Origin of the sequence: Granulosicoccus antarcticus IMCC3135, from assembly GCF_002215215.1 — a bacterium.
In the GTDB taxonomy this organism is placed as follows: domain Bacteria; phylum Pseudomonadota; class Gammaproteobacteria; order Granulosicoccales; family Granulosicoccaceae; genus Granulosicoccus; species Granulosicoccus antarcticus.
In genome coordinates this window covers 4,836,839-4,852,467 of record NZ_CP018632.1, presented here as the reverse complement: position 1 = coordinate 4,852,467, position 15,629 = coordinate 4,836,839, and the positions used below count along the sequence as shown (strand labels likewise).

Annotated in this window: 12 protein-coding genes; 7 read left to right on the top strand and 5 right to left on the bottom strand. The window is 54.3% G+C overall.

Features of this window, described 5'->3' with window-relative positions:
* Entirely contained in the window at positions 1-2,367 is a 2,367-nt protein-coding gene (ppsA, locus tag IMCC3135_RS21045) for a phosphoenolpyruvate synthase (RefSeq protein WP_088919387.1), read from the bottom strand.
* Between the two features lie 199 nt (positions 2,368-2,566).
* On the opposite strand from ppsA, the gene IMCC3135_RS21040 reads away from it, so the two are divergent.
* Positions 2,567-3,400 carry a pyruvate, water dikinase regulatory protein gene (locus IMCC3135_RS21040; protein WP_088919386.1) on the top strand — a complete coding sequence of 278 codons (834 nt, stop codon included), beginning with the start codon at positions 2,567-2,569 and terminating at the stop codon, positions 3,398-3,400.
* Between the two features lie 38 nt (positions 3,401-3,438).
* Here the strand turns inward: IMCC3135_RS21040 and IMCC3135_RS21035 are convergent, their stop codons facing one another.
* On the bottom strand, positions 3,439-4,098 hold the full coding sequence (locus tag IMCC3135_RS21035) for a peroxiredoxin (RefSeq protein ID WP_088919385.1): 660 nt from the start codon (positions 4,096-4,098) through the stop codon (positions 3,439-3,441).
* 317 nt (positions 4,099-4,415) lie between these two features.
* On the opposite strand from IMCC3135_RS21035, the gene IMCC3135_RS21030 reads away from it, so the two are divergent.
* Positions 4,416-5,672, top strand: a complete 1,257-nt coding sequence (locus tag IMCC3135_RS21030; RefSeq protein WP_088919384.1) for a M12 family metallopeptidase — start codon at positions 4,416-4,418, stop codon at positions 5,670-5,672.
* Here the strand turns inward: IMCC3135_RS21030 and IMCC3135_RS21025 are convergent.
* Positions 5,610-6,263, bottom strand: coding sequence for a hypothetical protein (locus tag IMCC3135_RS21025; RefSeq protein ID WP_088919383.1), 654 nt, complete (start codon positions 6,261-6,263; stop codon positions 5,610-5,612). The two genes, IMCC3135_RS21030 and IMCC3135_RS21025, sit on opposite strands and share 63 nt — an antisense overlap.
* Positions 6,264-6,487: 224 nt before the next feature.
* On the opposite strand from IMCC3135_RS21025, the gene IMCC3135_RS21020 reads away from it, so the two are divergent.
* From IMCC3135_RS21020 to IMCC3135_RS21000, 5 genes are all read left to right on the top strand, one after another.
* Entirely contained in the window at positions 6,488-7,846 is a 1,359-nt protein-coding gene (locus IMCC3135_RS21020) for a sigma-54-dependent transcriptional regulator (RefSeq protein WP_169727502.1), read from the top strand.
* Between the two features lie 16 nt (positions 7,847-7,862).
* Positions 7,863-9,251: a sigma-54-dependent transcriptional regulator gene (locus IMCC3135_RS21015; protein WP_088919381.1), complete on the top strand. Its 1,389-nt coding sequence runs from the start codon at positions 7,863-7,865 to the stop codon at positions 9,249-9,251.
* Between the two features lie 70 nt (positions 9,252-9,321).
* The gene (locus tag IMCC3135_RS21010) at positions 9,322-10,932 is read left to right on the top strand and encodes an NTP transferase domain-containing protein (RefSeq protein ID WP_088919380.1); all 1,611 of its coding nucleotides are present in this window, start codon (positions 9,322-9,324) and stop codon (positions 10,930-10,932) included.
* 70 nt (positions 10,933-11,002) lie between these two features.
* Positions 11,003-12,964, top strand: a complete 1,962-nt coding sequence (locus tag IMCC3135_RS21005) for a bifunctional 2',3'-cyclic-nucleotide 2'-phosphodiesterase/3'-nucleotidase (protein ID WP_088919379.1) — start codon at positions 11,003-11,005, stop codon at positions 12,962-12,964.
* A 223-nt stretch (positions 12,965-13,187) separates the two neighbouring features.
* Positions 13,188-13,925, top strand: a complete 738-nt coding sequence (locus IMCC3135_RS21000; RefSeq protein WP_157736157.1) for a GGDEF domain-containing protein — start codon at positions 13,188-13,190, stop codon at positions 13,923-13,925.
* On the opposite strand, the gene IMCC3135_RS20995 is transcribed toward IMCC3135_RS21000, so the two are convergent.
* Together IMCC3135_RS20995 and IMCC3135_RS20990 are read right to left on the bottom strand one after the other, a co-directional pair.
* Positions 13,922-14,725, bottom strand: a complete 804-nt coding sequence (locus tag IMCC3135_RS20995; protein ID WP_205737651.1) for an MBL fold metallo-hydrolase — start codon at positions 14,723-14,725, stop codon at positions 13,922-13,924. The two genes, IMCC3135_RS21000 and IMCC3135_RS20995, sit on opposite strands and share 4 nt — an antisense overlap.
* A gap of 47 nt (positions 14,726-14,772) precedes the next feature.
* Positions 14,773-15,609 carry an amidohydrolase family protein gene (locus IMCC3135_RS20990; RefSeq protein ID WP_088921989.1) on the bottom strand — a complete coding sequence of 279 codons (837 nt, stop codon included), beginning with the start codon at positions 15,607-15,609 and terminating at the stop codon, positions 14,773-14,775.
* Between the last annotated feature and the right edge of the window lie 20 nt (positions 15,610-15,629).

The following is a 15,629-nucleotide window of genomic DNA, read 5'->3' as shown; positions in this document are numbered from 1 at the left end:
TCAGTCTTGCTGTTGAGCAGCCAGAAATTGCCAGGTTTCTACAATTGTGTCTGGGTTCAGGGAAACACTGGATATCCCCTGTTCCATGAGCCAGCGTGCCAGATCCGGGTGATCCGAAGGTCCCTGTCCACAGATACCGACATATTTATTCTGTTTGCGGGCCGCCGAAATCGCCATTGACAGTAATTTCTTCACCGCCGGGTCACGCTCATCGAACAGATGCGCAACCAGGCCCGAATCGCGATCCAGACCCAGAGTCAGCTGTGTCAGATCGTTGGAGCCAATAGAGAAACCGTCAAAACGCTCCAGAAACTCATCAGCCATGATGGCGTTGCTGGGCACTTCACACATCATGACCACGCGCAGACCATGAGCGCCGCGCTCCAAACCATTTTCTGCCATCAGGGCCAGTACCTGATCTGCTTCTTCAAGGGTTCTGACGAAAGGCACCATGAGTTCCACATTGGTAAAGCCCATGACTTCACGCACGTGTTTCAGGGCCCGGCATTCCAGTTCGAAACAATCTGAAAAGGAGGAGGAGAGGTAGCGAGAGGCACCCCGGAAGCCGATCATCGGATTTTCTTCTTCCGGTTCGAAAATCTCACCACCCACCATGTTGCGGTATTCGTTGGATTTGAAATCGGACAGACGCACAATCACCGGGTAAGGGGCAAAGGCGGCTGCCAATGTTGCAACACCTTCGACGATCTTGTCGACATAGAAAGTCAGAGGATTTGCATAGCCTGCACTGCGCTCAGCGATCTGCTGCTGAACATCATCCGGCATGGAGGCATGGTTCAGCAAAGCCTTGGGGTGAATGCCGATGGTGTTGCTGATGATGAATTCAAGCCTGGCCAGGCCGATGCCGTGATGAGGCAACTGGCTGAAGCCAAAGGCACGTTCCGGGTTGCCCACGTTCATGGTCAGCTTGAAAGGCAATTCTGGCAGATTGTCCAGCTGTGTTTCAGCGATATCGAAAGACAGATTGCCGTCATAGATAAAGCCGGTATCGCCTTCAGCGCAACTGACAGTGACCTGTTGGCCATCGGTGAGTTTGCTGGTGGCATCATTGCAACCGACCACGGCAGGAACGCCCAGTTCGCGTGCGATGATAGCGGCGTGACAGGTTCGACCGCCTCGGTTGGTCACAATGGCGGCTGCGCGTTTCATGACCGGCTCCCAATCCGGGTCAGTCATGTCGGTGACCAGTACATCACCGTTCTGAACGCTGCCAATGTCGTTGATGCTGTTGACAATACGGACCACGCCAGCGCCGATTCGCTGTCCGATGCTTCGGCCAGAGGTCAGTACGGTGGCTTTGTGATCAGCCAGCTGGTAGCGGGTGATGATGTTCTTGTTGGAACGTGATTCGACTGTTTCGGGTCTGGCTTGCAGTATGTAGAGCTTGCCATCCTGACCATCCTTGCCCCATTCGATATCCATGGGTCGGCCGTAGTGCTTTTCGATGGTAATGGCCATGGTGGCCAGCGACTGTACATCGCTATCGTTCAGCGAGAAACGCATTTGATCGGCGACATCGACGTCCACCGTATCGACTGCAGTGCTTGTGCCGTAGATCATCTTGATGCGCTTGGCGCCACGACTGCGCTTGAGAATGGCCGGTCGGCCTGCCGTCAAAGTCGGCTTGTGCACATAGAATTCATCCGGATTGACAGAACCCTGTACAACGCATTCGCCCAGCCCCCAGGAGGAGGTAATGAAAACCGCATCACTGAAGCCGGATTCGGTATCGATGGAGAACATGACGCCGCTGGCGCCAATATCGCTTCGGACCATGCGCTGAATACCCGCTGACAGAGCGACATCGGCATGTGCAAAGCCTTGGTGAACGCGGTAGGAAATCGCACGATCATTATAAAGAGAGGCAAAGACTTCACGAATACGCACCAATACGTCATCGAGTGTCTTGACGTTCAGAAACGTCTCTTGCTGGCCAGCGAAGGAAGCTTCAGGCAGATCTTCAGCCGTAGCCGAGGAGCGCACGGCCACTGAAACATTGCCTCCTGCACCGACACTGATGGTGTTCCAGGCTTCTGAAACGGCGTTTACCAATCCCTCTGGCAGCTCTGTTTCCATGACCCATTGACGAATTTCAGCACCTGTTTGTGTCAGCGCCTGCATATCATCGGTATCCAGTTTGTCCAACCGGGCGTTGATCCGATCGTCCAGTCCACTGACCTGTAGATGCTCTCGGAAGGCATCTGCCGTGGTGGCAAAGCCGTCTGGTACGCTGATGCCTGCTGTCGACAGATTGGCAATCATCTCGCCCAGGGAAGCATTTTTGCCTCCAACTACAGGCACATCGTTCATGCCCAACTCTTTGAACCAACGGATGTACTGAGTCACTTCAATTCCTCGTGGTGGGCCGAATGGTCTGTATATGGGATCGATATCAGATCAAAATCGGCTTAAAAGGTAGTTCCGGGTACGTAATCAACACATCATAGCGACAGGCAGGATACTTGCCTGAAATTGCGCTCTGCCGCACAGTGGGCAATATAGTAATGGATTTACCCCTTCCGAATAGTCAAGACATTCATCCTTTATGCCCAACTCCAAGAAACGTTACGCCTTTATCGTCTCCGATCGGACCGGATTGACGGCTGAAGCCATGGCTCACAGCCTGCTCAGCCAGTTTCCCGAGATTGATTTCAAGACTGAAACATTTACATTTGTCGATACAGCGGCCAAGGCGGGGGAGCTGGTGAAGCGCTGTCACTCGATTCGTAGCAGCACGGGACACTCGCCGCTGGTCTTCCTGACGATGGTCAATGAAGAGCTGCGCTCGCAGTTCAAGCGAGCTGAGGTAGAGGTATTTGACCTGTTTGATACCTTTATCGGGCCCATGGAGCAGCGTTTGGGTATCAAGTCATCCCATACCATTGGCAGATCTCACGGCGTCACTGATGAGAAAGCCTACACCTCGAGGATTGCGGCGGTGCATTTCGCCCTGCAGACCGATGATGGCATGGATATCGAACACTATCGACAGGCCGATCTGATCATTGTTGGCGTATCTCGCTGTGGCAAGACACCGACGTCGCTGTACTTATCGCTGCACTACGGCCTGTACGTCTCGAATTACCCGTTGACCGATCACGAACTTGAGCAGAAGCGTCTGCCAGAAGCCTTGCAAGAATTCAAGGAGAAGTTGTTTGGTCTGACCATTGACCCCTTCAGGCTCTTGCAGATTCGCCAGCAACGCTTCGCGGAATCAAATTACAGTACCGCGGCGACCTGCCAGCGCGAAATTGCCCAGGCTGAAGCCCTGTTTCGATCACATCAGTTGCCGTGGTTGAACACCACTCGCATGTCGGTGGAGGAGATCGGTGCAATGGTGGTGAACCGGACCAAGTCAATTCGGGGCGTCAGAGTCTAGAGCCCGACAGGCGCTACTGTCGGGTCTGGAGCGTTTTTCTACTTGGGTTGTTCGACGAACCGCAGATAAGGCTTCACCTTGCGAAATCCTTGTGGATATTTTTTCTCAGCCTCGGCATCGCTGACAGAAGGCACGATGATGACCTCATTGCCATCGGTCCAGTTCACCGGCGTGGCCACCTGGTGTTGGGCTGTGAGCTGCATGGAATCGATAACGCGCAGAATTTCGTCGAAGTTGCGTCCCGTTGTCATCGGATAGGTCATGATGAGTTTGATACGCTTGTCCGGACCAATGATGTACACCGAACGAACGGTGGCATTGGTGGCCGCTGTGCGACCCTCGGATGTGCCGCTCATATCAGTCGGAAACATGTCATAGGCTTTGGCAACTGCCAGGTCGGTATCACCGATCATGGGGAAGTTGACCTTCGCCCCCTGCGTCTCTTCAATGTCATTGGCCCATTCGGCGTGATTGTCGACCGGATCGATGCTCAAACCGACCACCTTACAGTTACGTTTTTCGAATTCGGGCATCAAGTGAGCGACCATGCCGAGCTCTGTGGTGCAAACCGGGGTGAAGTCCTTGGGGTGGGAAAACAGGACCGCCCAACTATCACCTACCCATTCGTGAAACTGCATCTCACCCTGGGTCGTAGTTGCTTTGAAATCTGGAGCTATGTCGTTGATTCTAAGTGACATTGTTTACCTCTGCAGTTAATCGTCTGGTGGCTCAGACAGGCTTGAATTCTGCAGTAACGATGGGGATTCGAGACGTGTTCCGCAATAGTGCAGAGGCTAAATACACAACAGCTCAATGCCATCGTGGATGTGCTGGCGAATAAGAGGCAAGCAGCTTCGGTCAGGTTAGTCCGGTTCAAGAAAAGCTCGACTTTGCCGCTTTGAGACTCAAGCCATCGTTTTGAGGTCTTTTTGTGTCGCAATTGTGCGCCGATTCCCAACTATTCCAAGTGCTCTCGTTGCGCCTGTCTGCCAGTCAGACCAGGCGATTGAGCCACTTGCGTCTGCTCGTTAACAGCCTGCTGCTTGGCAGCGTGCTGACAACGATGGCAAGCACGATGGCGCAGGCTAAGGACTTGACTGAGCTCCGCCTGATCGAAGGTGACATCATTACCTCAAGCAAGCCTTCGGTTAGCGGGATTGCCACACGTTCCATTTCACTCTCAGGTGCCTCCCAGCTGTGGGTCGACGGCATCGTGCCATACGGTATCGATCCGGAACTGCCCAAGGGCAGTGTGACGGCGGTGGCTGCCGCGGTGGAGCATTGGAACAAGGTAGGAGGCGTTACTCTGGTATCGCTGGATGACTGGCCTTCCGGGCAGGAACAGCCACGGGATTCGATCCTCTTTCAGCCGGGCTCAGGCTGTGCCTCCTGGGTGGGAAGGCTCGGTGGGCAGCAAGAGGTCTGGGTGGCTGATAATTGCACTTCAGGCAGCATAATGCATGAAATAGGGCATGTTCTGGGACTGGAGCACGAACACACACGTCCCGACCGTGATCAGTACATCACGATCAACTGGGACAATATTGCCGAGGACAAACGTCATAATTTTGATGTCGCGCCCGCTGGTTCACGCATTCTGGGCGACTACGATTATGAGTCGATCATGCATTACGGCCCAAGCAATTTTTCGGTCAACGGTAAAGAGACCATCACCCCGTTATTGGTTTCAGCCGATGTTATTGGCCAGCGCATCGTACCCAGTCGTGGTGATCTTGACTCGGTTGCGCAACTCTATGCCGCTGATCTGTCAATCGTGACTCAAGTTTACAGCGACGCTCAGGGCTCTGAGGTAACAGTGCATATCAGCAATGAGCTGGCTCAGGGTGCGAATACGATAGACGTTGATGTGCAGATAGGCGCCACCCAGCTGATTCAGTCTGCCGGTACAGGTTGGGACTGTGGGGTGCAGGTAGAGTCGCAGGTGTCCTGCTCATTGAGTCGGCTTGCCGGCAGCAGCTCCAGTAAGCTGACTCTGACACTGAAGGGCGTGGTCGATGCAAGACAGGTGACGGCGGTAGTGCGTTCAAAGACCCCCGATGGCGACACTCAGAACAACGAAGACAATTTCGACACGGCAATTGAGCCAACTCAGGCTAGTGCACTTGCCGATCCGGCGACCCTGACGACAACGACGACCGTCTCCTATGGAGGGGCGGCATTCTGGTTGTGGCCAGGGCTGCTGCTGTTGTTATTCCAGCGGCTGACCGGTGAGAGGATCTACGGGCAAGCCAGAGACCGGATCGAAAGCTGAGGGCGGCGGTGAACCACCCGAATTCTCAGGCGTCATGCCGGCTGCATCACTGGATGCGGCATCTGCTGCCTCCCGTACGGCGGCCGAGCGGTTAGGATCGCGCGTTGGCACGGCTTCCTCTGTTGCCTGAGCTTCGTCAATAACGATGTCGTCTGCTGGCGAACCACTGGGGAGAAACTGCTCATCACCACCGGAGCTGTCGGAGGCGCTGCCTTCGCCCATCATGAGCACCACCTCGGTAATGGCGCTGTCAGGCTGTTTGTCTTCGCGGACCAGTAAATGGTTCGGGCTTAGCTTGGCCAGGGCCTTGTCCAGCGGTTCATCGATAATGTCGATATTGACACGGGCTTCCGTGTCGCCGGTAACGACCACGCTGATACCCAGTTGATCGCTCAGTAACTGGGCAAGCTCACTGGCGGTGGCATTGTTGGCCTGAACGGAGAGCATTCCATTCTGTTCGCGTACTTGCAGTCCCTGTTGAGCGAACGCAACGGGGACGCTGTTCCAAAACAGACAGGCAGCGGGCAGCGCCAGTCCGACAATTCGCAGAGCGGGATAGAAAATCGATGAAGAGGCAAGTTGCCGTGACATGAACGTCATCCAATGGGTCCTGTTAGCGAGTGTAGGCGCATGGGAGACTCTTGGTGTGGCAAAGTGGAAAAAAGGGTCCCGTTTGTTACCTTGCCGAGCACGTGAATATCTGATTTGCTGACCAATCGAGATTCAATCTCGATCGAAGGTCCTGTATTCAGGAAGAGCGTGTATATATTACAATTTTGCCTGGGTGAGTGTCGATGGATACGGATAATGACCCCATGAATAGCAAAACAGACCCACGGCTCAGCCCGTCGAAACCTTCGTCCCTGGTACTGGAAGACGATGTAACGCTTGCCAAAGCCTATCAACGGATACTGGAATCGCTGGGCTATGACGTTCTCGTTGCCCACCGGGTTGATGAGGCGCGTGCCCTGATCCGCGACAAGGCACCTGATCTGATGCTGGTCGATATCGATTTGCCTGATGGCAACGGTCTGGACTTGATGGCAGAGTTACGCAATGACACGCGTGGTCGTTTTATCGTGATCAGTGGTGATGACTCGCAACGAGCTGCCATCAAGAGTATTCGCAATCAGGCTGTGGAGTTGTTGCTCAAGCCTGTTGACCTGGAAAGTCTGCGACAGCGTCTGGCACCGCTAGCCTCCAGAACATCTGCTGATGAACTGGCAGAGACAGGCGGTTCGGTGATGGCTGTCAGGAGCGGCTGGGTCCACGTGGGCAGGCATCACGCCCTTAGTGCTCTGCGAACAGCCATGAGCTATAGTGCCGAACGAAGCCGCGGGCATGCCCTGATTACCGGTGAGACCGGCGTTGACAAGATATCAGTGGCCCGCTCAATCCATGAACGTGGTCGACGCAGCGGTCAGTGTCTGGTCATCGACTGCTCTGATGAGCAGGGTGAAATAGGCATGGTAAGAATTTTCGGACAAGAGGATTCTGCCACGGGCGAAATCCTGCACAAGGGCTATATCGAGCAGGCTGCAGCTGGAACTCTGGTGCTGGACCATGTAGAGAAACTACCAGCGGAGATTCAGTCACGCTTGTTGCCATTTCTCGATTCCGGCTCTTTTCGACGTGTCGACGGGGCGAGTGGGGCGGAAGCGACCTTGTCGGTGATCGGTATTGCCCGTAGCTCGCATACGACAGATGTCGATGAGACCTCTCTGCGATCCGACTTCCTGTTTCGACTGGCGCAGATCACACTTGCAGTTCCCAATTTACGCCAGTGCCGTGATGATATTCAGGCAATTGCCGATTTGTTGCTGGCTCAGTCTCTGGCGGGAAAATCAGAAGGTCTGGTGTTTTCGCAAGCCAGTAAAGCGCTTTTGGCCAATACCACCTGGCGAAGAAATATCAGTGAGTTGCGCAGTGTTATCGAACAGGCGGTTGCAGCAACGCCGCCAGGCATGGAGGTGGAACTTGTTCTCGAGAGTTCAAAGTCGCTGTCAACAGAGCCACAATCTGAAATAGAAAAATGGGTTGGCACTACTATCTGGGAGTTCGAGCGACAATTGCTCAATGCAACTCTGACCCATCTTGATGGTGATAAGGAAAAGACTGCAAAGACGCTCGGTGTCAGTCTCAAAACGCTCTATAACCGCATGAACGCGTACTAGAAAACGGATATATACAATGAACGCGATAGCTACTGAAAAAAATACAGCGCTGGACGTGCTGGTCGTTGAAGACGACCGCGATACGGCATCGGCCATGCAGCGCATTCTGGAAAGCGCCGGTTTTTCTGCCAATCACGTGCAGAGTCTGGCAGACGCCTTCGAAACCGTGCGCCTGCAGCCCCCTTCCATTGTTCTGTTGGATCTGTCATTGCCCGATGGGGATGGGGTAGATGCCATCAAGACACTCACTGCCGGTGGTCAAACTCAGGTTATCGTGATTAGCGGTACCGATGATGCCGAGCGCACTCGAAAGTGCTTGCAGGCAGGTGTATTCGATTTTCTGGTCAAACCTGCAGAGGCCAGAGAACTGGTCTTTGCAGTACGTCGTGCCGATGGTCATCGACGCAAGGGTGTGGTCTCCACGACCTCGTATCCGCCAGAATTGAAGATGGGTTTTGGTGCCTTGGTCGGTACTTCGCCGGCGAGTCAGAATCTGGTTGCGCAAGTCAGGAATGCGGCCGCGGCCGAGCCGTGTCATGCCTTGATAACTGGCCAGCCCGGTGTGCTGAAAGCGGATATAGCCGCTTTGCTGCATCGGTACAGTAAGCGCGCCGGCCGTGGTTATATCATCAGCTGCGCCAGTGAAACTGGCCAGCCAGCCATCGATCGATTTTTTGGTGATAGCAAACGGCCACATGAGGGCGGTGAAAAGGGAATCGAAGCCTATTTGAAGAAAGCCGATGGCGGTACTTTGGTACTGGATGATGTCTCATCGTTGCCGGTGGATATTCAACGACGTTTGGTCAGCTTCATGAGCTCGGGGACGGTATTGGCCAGCAATGCTTTGACGCCAGATGCCTACGACTGTGCCGTGGTCGGCATTTTGCGTGAGCCGGTTGAGGATGCCTTGAGTTCAGGTCGTCTGTATGACCGGTTCTATTACGCGTTGGCGAAAAACTGTATCAACGTCCCACCTCTGGTGGAACGCAAAGCCGATATCGAATATTTTGCACGAAGCGCAGTTCAACAGCTCAACCAGGTTTTTGATACGGAGAAAAGTCTGTCCGAAGAGATCGTGGCACAACTTCGTGGCCACTATTGGCCGGGTAATCAGGTGGAGTTGAAGAACACGTTGTTGACCGCTTATCGTTTGACGGAGGCAGGGGATGAAATCGCTGCTGATCTGTCGCTGTTCGTCGAGAATGAGTCCGGTGTCAGTGATCAGATAGCGCCTTTTATCGGTCAAACGTTCAGCGAAGTTGAAAAACAGTTGATCGAGGCGACTCTGATCGCCAATGACAACAACAAAAGTCAGACTGCAAAGGTTCTGGGTATCAGTCTGAAGACGCTGTATAACCGCCTTAATAGCTACGAAAAAGAACGTGCATCAGTGGCAGAGATCTGAATCCGGATACCAGTACTGTCCGTGTCTGGCGGTTACAATGATGCTCTAACAGGATCTAGAGCCTCAAAACATGATATTTGGTGAAGTGTGCGTGCGTGAGTCTGTTGGCAGCTATCTGGCACACTCGCTGAAAACCCCCGAAGGAAAGCTTCGCAAGGGGCGAAAAATCACACAAGACCACATACGGCAACTACTCGCTGGTGATCATGAACGTGTGACTGTGGCACAGCTTGAAACCGATGATGTGCATGAGGACGAGGCGGCACTGATCGTGGCCCGGGCATTGGCTGGTGAGGGTGTTCGTCTGGGTCAGGCCAGCACCGGGCGTGTCAACATCCATGCGCTGGTGGATGGGGTCTGCGATTTTGATCGAAATCTTGTCGATCAGGCAAACGCTGTGGATGAGGGCATAACCGTTGCCACCGTCATGCCGTCCAGTTCGGTGGGGAAAGGGCGACTGATTGCCACCGTCAAGATCATCCCCTTTGCCGTCAACAAACGTTCCGTAGAGCAAGTAGTCGCAGTGTTCACGAGCCAGCTGCAAGTCCATGCATCCCTGACCCGGAAAGCCTTTTTCATCCAGACCCGGCTGCCGACGCTCAAGCTATCAGTGCTGGACAAAACCAGCCGGGTGACACAGCAACGACTGCTGGCTCATCATGCGGATTTACTGGATGAGGTTCGGGTGCCGCACAGGCAGCAGGAGCTGGTGTCAGCCATTGAGCAGGGGCTGGCTGCCGGAGCTGACTGGATACTCGTTGCGGGTGCCTCTGCCATTGCCGATCGCAAGGATGTGATTCCTGCGGCGATCACCCATCTGGGCGGCGTTGTTCATCATTTTGGCATGCCGATGGATCCGGGCAACCTGCTGTTGGTAGGCTCTATTGGCAGTACACATATAATCGGCATGCCAGGCTGCGCTCGCTCGTCACGGCCCAATGGTCTGGACAAGGTGCTTGAACGGCTTGCCAGTGGCCTGACTGTGGATTCGGGGTGGATATCGACTCTGGGGGTCGGAGGTCTGCTACATGAAATAATGGATCGGCCTGAGCCGCGGGTTGCGCAATCAGGACGATTGTCAGTCGCCGCCCTGGTGTTGGCGGCGGGGTCATCCACACGCTTCGGCGAGCAGAATAAATTGTTGGCGCTACGCCATTCACGGCCCGTTCTGGCGCATGTTCTGGAAGAGGTTGAGCACAGCACTGCCGGTAGTGCGGTGCTGGTGACCGGTCATGAGGCTGATCAGGTTGGCCAGTTGTGCAACACTTCCTGGCGTTCACAGGAAATGCCGATCAGTGTGGTTCACAATCCCTTGTATGCCACCGGCATGGCCAGTTCTCTGGTGCGAGGTGTTGCTGAATTGAGTGCCCGCGGTACTGATGCCGCATTGGTGTGCCTGGGCGACATGCCCAATGCCAGCAGGCAGGTGATGGAGGCGTTGATCCAGGCATTTCGGCAAGCTCCCGACAAGGCTTTGTACATTCCGACCTTCAATGGGCGACGCGGTAATCCGGTCATCATCGCAGCCTCCCTGTTCGATTCGGTGTTGATGCTTGAAGGCGACGTCGGTGCCCGTGTTCTGGCCAGACAGTTTCCCGATAGCGTGGTCGAGGTGGCTTGTGCAGAGCCTGGTGTCTTGCTCGATATCGATACACCGGATGATCTTGTGGCGCTCGTCTGAGTCCGGTATCGATCGGGATAAATCAATGTAGACTGCTATTCAACGCCAACCTTCGACTGGAGAATTGACAATGAATCGCAGTACTACGAGAGTCACCGCCAAGCCCTTTCTACTGGTTCCATTACTAGCCTGCGGTCTGTTTGCCAGTGCGCAGGCTGCAGAGCTGGATCTGCGCCTGATGCAGACCACTGATCTGCATATGCATGCAATGAATTACGATTATTATCGTGATACCGAGGTCGACGATTTTGGCCTTGCCCGCACCGCCACACTGATTCGGGATGCTCGCGCTGAAGCTCGCAACAGCCTGTTGTTTGATAATGGTGATCTGATTCAGGGCAACCCGATGGGTGACTATATGGCACGCGCCAAAGGGCTCAGTTATGGTGACGTGCATCCCATGTTCAAGGCGATGAATCTGCTTCAGTATGATGCCGCCAATGTTGGCAATCATGAATTCAACTACGGTCTGGAGTTCCTGCTCAAATCACTGTCGGGTGCTAACTTTCCCTATGTCCTGTCGAACGTCTATGCAGTGGATGGGGACGATGATCCATCTAATGATCGCCAATATATACAACCCTACGTCATGCTGGAACGTCGGCTGATGGACAGTGAAGGACAATGGCATGACCTCAAGGTGGGAGTCATCGGATTTACCCCTCCCCAGATCATGAGTTGGGACAAGGGCAATCTGGAAGGCCGTGTCACGGTCAGAGGTATTGTGGAGACGGCTGAGGCTCTGGTTCCCAAAATGCGCGAAGAGGGAGCTGATCTGGTCATCGCCATCGCACATAGCGGCATCGCCACTTCACACCCTGATGGTCTGCGTGAGAATGCCACGGCTGAGCTGGCACAGGTGGACGGTATTGATGCCATCATGTTCGGTCACGCACATAGCGTGTTTCCCTCCGAAGCCTATGAAGATTTTCCAGGTGCTGATCTGGAGAACGGCACGTTGCATGGAGTGCCCGCCGTCATGCCGGGTTTCTGGGGAAGCCATCTGGGTATCATCGATCTGACGCTTAGCGGAGAGGATGGCAACTGGCAGGTGAGCGGTAGTCAGGTGGAAAATCGCGCCATATACCGTCGTGAGGGTCGTGAGAACATCCCGGTTGTCGGCTCACAGCAAGATATCATCGATGCTGTCAGTAGCGAGCACGCTGGCACTATCGAGTGGGTGGGGCAGGCCGTTGGCAGCATTACATCGCCGATCAACAGCTTTTTCGCGCTGGTACAGGATGATCCCTCGATTCAGATCGTGAACAATGCTCAAACCTGGTACGGCAAGCAGTTGATCGAAGGCACCGAGTATGGCGAGCTGCCGGTATTGTCAGCGGGTGCACCTTTCAAGGCAGGTGGCCGTGGCGGTCCTGATTACTATACCAATCTGCCTGCCGGTGAGATTGCCATTCGCAATGTCGCTGATCTGTATATTTATCCAAATACAGCCAGACTGGTCAAGCTCAATGGCGCACAAGTGCGTGAATGGCTGGAGCGTTCAGCGGTGCAATTCAATACGATCGATCCGGCTTCAACAGAGCAGCAGGCTCTGGTCAGTGAGACTCATCCCTCCTACAATTTTGACGTCATTGACGGTGTCTCGTATCTGATCGACGTAACTCAGCCGCCGCGTTACAGTGACAAAGGCGAGTTACTGGACGAGAATGCACACCGTATCGTGGATCTGAGCTTCAATGGTAGCCCGATTGATGCAGAGCAGGAGTTCGTTGTCGTAACCAATAACTATCGTGCGGGTGGCGGCGGTGGTTTTCCGGCTCTGGATGGCAGCACCATCATTGTTGAAGCTCCACAGACCAATCGGCAGGCGCTGGTGGATTACATTCTTGCCTCAGGCGAGCTAGATCCTCAGGCAGATAACAACTGGGGTTTTGCACCGATCAATGGTGAGGTGCAGGTTGTATTCGATACTTCGCCGACGGCCAGTGATGCCAGTAATGCTCAGCGGTTCGACTATCTCGAGATGCTGGATAGTGGCTTTGCGCGCTACCGTATTCCGATGGGCGAGTAGGCGAAATCTGGCGGACTCCCCGTATATGTCTAGGAGTAGCAGATTGTGGGAGTCTGTCAAGTAACCATGTAACGCGTTCAGTAAGTTATTGAATGGCATTCAAATTGCGGCCATAAATCCATTCGACCTGCCCGATTAGCAGCTCATGGACATTATCAATAACAACTTGAACAGATCACCAGGAATCCTCGCATCAGTCGCTTTTTTTGCGGCTGTAATGGTCATGAGTGTGACCCTGAAACTCGGCGGTGTGGTCGTGCTGATTGCACTCAGTGCCGCCGTGCTGGGTTTGCTCGTACTCTATGTATTGGGTGAGCCGGCACGAGTGAAACAACGTGTGCAAAAGCGCACTTCGGCTTTGCAGGATCTGGCCTATCGCGACAGTTTGACAGGCTTGCCCAACCGGCGGTTCTTCACCTGGTATCTGGAGCAGAATCTTGCGATGCGCATGACGAACCGCCGCCGCGGATCACATGTCAACCGTGTGGTGCTGTTCGATCTGAACGGTTTCAAGGCGGTCAATGACACTTATGGGCATGAGGCGGGTGACGAGCTGCTGAAATTCATAGCGGTGACGATGACCGCTTATCTGCCCTCAGATGCCTTGCTGGCACGACTGGGTGGTGATGAGTTCGTGGTCATGGTGCGCGACAATCGTGGTGGGCGCAGGACTCGTGAGGTAGAAGCCACGATTCGCAAGGCGGCAACCAGCGTTTTCGTTTTCGGCGGCCAGCAGATTAGTGTCTCAGCCAGCGTGGGATCATCTTCGCCAGCAACCGGCAGGTCAACGGCCGAGCAGTTGCTGCGCGAATCGGATCAGCGAATGTACGCAGACAAGGTTGCCGGGCGCGCCCAGAGAGCCAAAATTCAGGAAACGGAGGGGCAGAATGCCAAGCCGACAGCCATTGAACGCCGCAAGAACCGCGCAAGTGAGTTGTTATCGAAGGGCGATCGCCGCTAGCTCAGCTGTAGCCCGTCATACCCTGGTCTGATGTGAGGCGGCAGGTTCTGGCACAGCTCGTCATAATCCATGTCACTGTGCATATTGGTCAGCACCGCACTTTCAGGTTTGATGCTATCGATAAACGCCAGGCAGTCTTCCAGGTTCATATGGGTGGGATGATGCTTGTATCGCAATGCATCAACGATCAAGACCCTGACACCTTGTAGCGCTGCTAGGCTTGCCTCGTCGGTAATGCGTTTCATGTCGGGCAGGTAGGCGACATCACCAATGCGGAAGCCCAGGGCGTGTATGTCGCCATGTTCGGCCAGTAGTGGCAGGGCTTCGATGCTGCCGCCAGCGCCCTCAATGATGGTTGACTGACCATGCTCGATATGGCCCAGATTACAAAAAGGCGGGTAGCTACTACCTGGTGCCTGGTTGAAGCAGTAGCCAAACGCCTGCTTGACCACCTGAGTGGTGGTGGTATCCATGTGCACCGTGATGCTCGAACGCATGTTGATGGCCAGTTGTCGCAGGTCATCCATGCCGAAAATATGGTCAGCGTGCGCATGGGTGATCAGCACGCCGTCCAGATGATCTACCTCGGCGCTGAGTAGTTGCTCACGCAAGTCGGCACCGGTGTCAATAACGACACTGGTCTTGATGTCTTCGGACTGAATTGACTCGACCAGCAGCGAACAGCGACGTCGTCGGTTGCGGGTATTTGACGGATCACAGGCGCCCCATTGATTGCCGACCCGCGGGACGCCACCGGAGGAGCCGGTGCCCAGCAGTGTGAATCTTAATCTCTGAATCATAGGGGTTGAACGTAATCTGGTACTGAGAGCGGAAGTTTTCCGCTACTTTACAGCGTCCAGATTTTTCGTGCATTGTCGCGTAACAATGCCGCTTTTTCCGTTTCGGAACAACCATCGATCAGCGCATGGGTTGCCGCCACCCAGGTCTCGATCTGGCCACCCAGAGTACAGACTGGGCTATCACTACCCCAGACCACGCGATCCCAGCCAAAAGCGGCGATGGTGTGCTCTACAAAGGGTCGTAGATCTGACAGTGTCCAGTTGTCAGGATCGCCATAGGCCATGACGCCTGATATTTTTGCTGAGACATTGGCTCGTTCGGCCAGTTGTGTCATGTGTTGTTGCCACGGATTCATTTCGCCGGATTTCACATCGGGAACCCCGCAATGATCCAGAATGAAATTCACCTCGGGGCAGTGATCAACCAACTCGATGGCCAGCGGTATCTGCCTGGGAAAAACACACAGATCAAAAGTCAATCCTGTTGCTGACAGTCGTTTGACATTATCGCGAAACGTAGGGGTCGTTGACACCTCGTCGGGTACCACATGCAACACCCGGCGCAATCCCTTGATCTCCGGACGCAGTCGTTGTTTCTCAAGCCATGCAGGAAATGCGTCAGATTCGGGTCGACAGGATGCAATGGCTCCACGCATCAGGCTGTCGGGCAATTGCATCAGTGATTGGATCAGGTCCGTCTCGGCGTCACGATCCTTATCGTCAACATCGACCTCCATATGCAAAGCGCCTTCGATACCAATGCGCCGAGCGGTATTGGCATATTGCTCATAGGTGGCATCGCGATCAAGGGCGCTAACTTCTGCCAGCCAGGGATAGTTCAACTTGTCTCGATAGATCAGGTGTACATGAGTGTCGATCAGCATGAATGACTCCAGCAGTTTCA